Consider the following 4,136-nt stretch of genomic DNA (forward strand, 5'->3'; position numbering starts at 1 on the left):
GCGTGGCCGACGTCGGGCAGGGCGTGGAAGCGCTCGGCGTCCGGGAGGTCCGGGACCCCGCCCTCGGCGAAGTCGAAGTCGTCGTCGGTGTCGTCGGTGCTCTCGAACACCACCGAGACGCCGGCCGCCACGGCCGCCTCCAGGGCCGCCGTGGGGTTGGGCACGCCCATGCCGCCGACGACGTTCGCCAGCCTGCGCTCCTCGACCGCCGTGTGCCCGCGCCGTGCCGCCTGCCGCAGCACGTGCTCCGTCAGCGCGCTCAGCCGTCGGGGGTCGTCCGGTCGTGCGTCGTCGCCCAGATGCCGCCGCGCGCAGAAGTCGGTCTGCTCGACGGTCACCCCGGGCAGCCGCAGCAGCAACCACGGGTTGGCCTCCAACTCGGCGGCGGCTCGCTGACCCAGCCTCGCGGCCAGGCGCGGCGCCAGGGCGCTGGGCGCCCCCATCCGGTCGAGGACGGCACTGACCTGTTCCACAGCCTCGGACACCTCGGATGGTTCCCCTCGTCACGCGGTTCGAAAGACCTGGGAAGCGTACCGAGAAGTGGCGACCGTCCGCTCCGGGAACGGCGCGGGCCGGTACGTCAGCGCTCGTGCCCGGCGGTGGCGTCGTCCAGCGCCTCCCGGATCTCGGGGGGCAGTTCCACGCCCTCCACCCGCAGGACGCCCTCCAACTGGGGGAGTGTGCGCGGACCGACCACCGCCGACGCCACCCCGGCCTGGTCGCGTGCCCAGCTCAGCGCGACCGCCAGCGGTGGCACGCCCAACCCCTCGGCGGCCGTGCACACCGACTCGACCACGCGGCGGCTGTGCCCGTCCAGGTAGGGCTCGACGTAGGGGGCCATGTGCGGGAAGGCCGCCCGCGAGTCGGGCGGCACCCCGTTGCGGTACTTGGCGCTGAGCACCCCCCGCCCCAGCGGCGACCACGCGATCAGGTGGGCGTCGGCGGCCTTCGCCGCCGGGCGCAGTGCCTGGTCGGCGCCCCGGTTGAGTAGCGAGTACTCCGTCCCCGCGCTCACCAGCGGGACCCGCCCGGGCTGGGCCCGCTGCCAGGTGGCCAGGGTGGCGAACTGCCACGCCTCCAGGTCCCCCGTCCCCACGTACCGGGCCTTGCCCGCCGCGACCGCCGCCTCCATCGCCGCCAGCGACTCCTCGGGCGGAGTGACCGGGTCGAACACGTGCAGCTGCCACAGGTCGACGTAGTCGGTCTGCAGGCGTCGCAGCGACGCGTCCAGGGAGGCGAGCAGGTGCCGTCGTGAGGCGTCCACCCGGCGGTATCCCTCCGGGGTGTGCCCCGTCTTGGTGGCCACCACCACGTCCTCGCGGCGTACCGCGGCGTTCAGCAGCCGCCCCAGGATGCGTTCGCTCTGCCCGCCGGTGTAGATGTCGGCGGTGTCCACGAGCGTGCCGCCCGCGTCGACGAACGCGGTGAGCTGCTGTCCGGCCTCCTCCTCGGAGGTGTCCTTGCCCCAGGTCATCGTCCCCAGGGCGGTGCGTGACACCCACAGTCCCGATCGGCCCACCTGTCGCTGTTCCATGCGGCGGAGAGTACCGTGTCCGCGTGAACGGGGGCCGAGGTGCTCCTCGGGCCGAACCGTCGTCGTGGCTAGGGTGGGGGCATGGCGACACCCGAAGCAGACCAGGACGCCCGTCCCCCCGCGCCCGAGGCGGTCACCCTCCTCCTCGTCCGCCACGGCATGACCGACGCCACCGGCCCCCGCCTCGCGGGTCGCGCCGAGGGGGTGCACCTCAACGAGACCGGCCGCGCGCAGGCCACCCGCCTGGCCCACCGGCTCACGGAGCTGCGCCCCGCCGCGCTGGTGTCGAGCCCGCTGGAACGCTGCCGCGAGACCGCCGAGACCGTCGGCGAGCACCTCGGCATCGCGATCACGCCGGATGAGCGACTCATCGAGTGCGATTACGGCGCCTGGACCGGGCGCGGCCTGGAGGAACTCGGCCACGAACCGCTGTGGCGGGTCGTCCAGGACCACCCCAGCGCCGCGCGCTTCCCCGGCGGCGAGTCGCTCGCGGCGGCCTCCGCGCGCGCCGTCGAGGCGGTCCGCGACTGGAACACGCGACTGCTCCAGGCCCCGGCCGACCCCGACGCCGATCCGGCGCCGCCCGTGTACGTCGTGTGCAGCCACGGCGACATCATCAAGGCGATCGTCGCCGACGCCCTCGGCCTGCACCTGGATCTCTTCCAGCGCCTGCGCGTCGACCCCTGTTCGGTGACCTCCATCACCTACACGCGCACACGTCCCTTCCTGAACACGCTCAACGACACCGGCGAGGGGTTGGCGGGCAGCCTGCCGACCCGGGCCGAGGCCCGGGGCGACGCGGCCGTCGGCGGAGGCGCCGGGGGGCGCGCGGAGGAGGACGACCGACCCCCCCTGAAGGTGCGGCGGTCCCGGTAGGCGGCGGCTTGCTCAGGCCGCCGCGATCGTGTTCTGGCCCACGGCGATCTCCCAGCCGTCCGCTCCGCGGGCGAAGACGTACACGGCGCTGGCGTGCGGCGCGTCGGCCGGGAGGCCGTCGGCGCTGACGGGGGACTGGGCGACGTGCACGGCGACCACGTCCGGGCGGATCTCCAGGACGTCGACGACCCGGTAACGGGCGTAGGAGTCGGCCAGTTTCGGCATGACCTCCCGACCGGTCGCGATGACGGCCTCACGGCCGCGCATCCGCTTCCCGGTCACGTTGGTCCACAGCGAGTCGACCGCGAAGTGCTCGCCGAGGGCGACCGGGTCGTGGGCGTTGAAGGCGTCCTCGAAGCTCTGGACGAGGGCGTGGAGCTCGGGGTGGGGTGTGGCGGCCATGCTGACTCCCATGGGTCGTGGACGGGGTGGAGCCGGTGCGCTCCGAGGAGAAGGGAACTACCTCAAGCCCACTTGAGGTCAATAGCCGGGGACGGTTTAGCGCCGCGCGGTCCCCATCCCTTAAGGTTCATGGCATGCCCGTCTTTCAGTTCAATCCGCCGGAGCGGTTCGTCGCCGGAACCGTGGGTCAGCCGGGAGACCGCACTTTCTTCCTCCAGGCCGTGGGGGAGGGGCGCATCACCAGCGTCGTTCTGGAGAAGGCGCAGGTCGAGGCGTTGGCGACCCGTATCGAGGAACTGCTGGAAGAGGTGCACCGCCGCTTCGGGACGCCGCCGGGCGACGACACCCCTCCCGAGGACGACGCTCCCCTCCAGCAGCCCATCGAGCAGGACTTCCGCGTGGGTACCCTCGCTCTGGCCTGGGACGCCGAGGCGGCCCGCGTCATCGTCGAGGCACAGGAGATCGACGAGTCCGCGGGGGAGGAACTGGTCGAGGACGACGACGAGGAGCTGGAGGTCTTCGCTGAGGAGGCCCCCGCGCACCGCGACGTCCTGCGCGTCTACCTGACCCCCGGCGCGGCCCGCGCCTTCGCCGGACGCGCCATGAAGGTCGTGGCCGCCGGACGCCCCGACTGCCCGCTGTGCGGCCGCCCCCTGGACCCCAGCGGCCACATCTGTGTCCGCCAGAACGGGTACCGGCCGGACCGCCTGGTGTGACGCCGGTACCGATGGCCACTGGACACCGGGGCCCCAGCGCGCACCCGTCGCGGGGGACCGCATGAACGAGACCACCGACGCCTTCGACGGCCTCGACGCCGCCTCGGGCCTGGACCTGCTCCGGTCCGGGGAGATCACCGTCGAGGGGCGCCTGACCTCGGCCTCCAACGCCACCCTGTACTGCACCGTCTCCGACGGCGCCCGGTCGGCCGCCTGCGTGTACAAACCGGTGGCCGGGGAGCGGCCCCTGTGGGACTTCCCCGACGGCACGCTGGCGGGACGCGAGGTGTCGGCCTTCGCCGTCTCCGAGGCGCTCGGCTGGGCGATCGTGCCGCCCACCGTCCACCGGGACGGGCCGTTCGGGGAGGGCATGGTCCAGCTGTGGGTGCACGGTGACACGACCGTGGACCTGGTCGCGCTGTCCCGGGAGACCGACAACGCCGACCTGCGGCACATGGCGGTCTTCGACGCGGTCATCAACAACTCCGACCGCAAGATCGGCCACCTGCTGCCCACCCCCGGCGGCCACCTGTACGGGTGCGACCACGGTGTCTCCTTCGCCGAGGACTACAAGCTGCGCACGGTGCTGTGGCAGTGGCGGGGGGCGC

Annotated in this window: 6 protein-coding genes; 3 read left to right on the forward strand and 3 right to left on the reverse strand. The window is 73.3% G+C overall.

From position 1 onward, the window contains the following. Together D471_RS36755 and D471_RS0128875 are read right to left on the reverse strand one after the other, a co-directional pair. On the reverse strand, positions 1–485 hold a 485-nt coding region (locus D471_RS36755; RefSeq protein ID WP_040691792.1), incomplete at its 3' end, for a helix-hairpin-helix domain-containing protein. Between the two features lie 95 nt (positions 486–580). Then, a complete protein-coding gene (locus tag D471_RS0128875) occupies positions 581–1,534 on the reverse strand; it encodes an aldo/keto reductase (protein WP_193789803.1) in 954 nt (317 codons plus the stop codon). 81 nt (positions 1,535–1,615) lie between these two features. Between D471_RS0128875 and D471_RS36760 the strand changes: the two genes are divergently transcribed. Continuing rightward, positions 1,616–2,410 (forward strand): MSMEG_4193 family putative phosphomutase, encoded by a 795-nt coding sequence (locus tag D471_RS36760; RefSeq protein WP_017601840.1) that lies wholly within the window; start codon positions 1,616–1,618, stop codon positions 2,408–2,410. 12 nt (positions 2,411–2,422) lie between these two features. Here the strand turns inward: D471_RS36760 and D471_RS0128885 are convergent, their stop codons facing one another. Next, a complete protein-coding gene (locus D471_RS0128885; protein WP_017601841.1) occupies positions 2,423–2,812 on the reverse strand; it encodes an SgcJ/EcaC family oxidoreductase in 390 nt (129 codons plus the stop codon). 134 nt (positions 2,813–2,946) lie between these two features. Between D471_RS0128885 and D471_RS0128890 the strand changes: the two genes are divergently transcribed. After that, on the forward strand, positions 2,947–3,528 hold the full coding sequence (locus D471_RS0128890; RefSeq protein WP_017601842.1) for a DUF3090 domain-containing protein: 582 nt from the start codon (positions 2,947–2,949) through the stop codon (positions 3,526–3,528). 61 nt (positions 3,529–3,589) lie between these two features. Then, positions 3,590–4,136: SCO1664 family protein (locus tag D471_RS36765; protein ID WP_017601843.1), on the forward strand; the 547-nt coding region annotated here is incomplete at its 3' end.

It is taken from the genome of Nocardiopsis lucentensis DSM 44048, assembly GCF_000341125.1.
In the GTDB taxonomy this organism is placed as follows: domain Bacteria; phylum Actinomycetota; class Actinomycetes; order Streptosporangiales; family Streptosporangiaceae; genus Nocardiopsis; species Nocardiopsis lucentensis.

Bases quoted from the DNA above. Each gene is read 5' to 3' on its own strand.
- D471_RS36760 (WP_017601840.1), top strand. From the start codon at position 1,616: ATGGCGACACCCGAAGCAGACCAGGACGCCCGTCCCCCCGCGCCCGAG.
- D471_RS0128885 (WP_017601841.1), bottom strand. From the start codon at position 2,812: ATGGCCGCCACACCCCACCCCGAGCTCCACGCCCTCGTCCAGAGCTTC.
- D471_RS0128890 (WP_017601842.1), top strand. From the start codon at position 2,947: ATGCCCGTCTTTCAGTTCAATCCGCCGGAGCGGTTCGTCGCCGGAACC.
- D471_RS0128875 (WP_193789803.1), bottom strand. From the start codon at position 1,534: ATGGAACAGCGACAGGTGGGCCGATCGGGACTGTGGGTGTCACGCACC.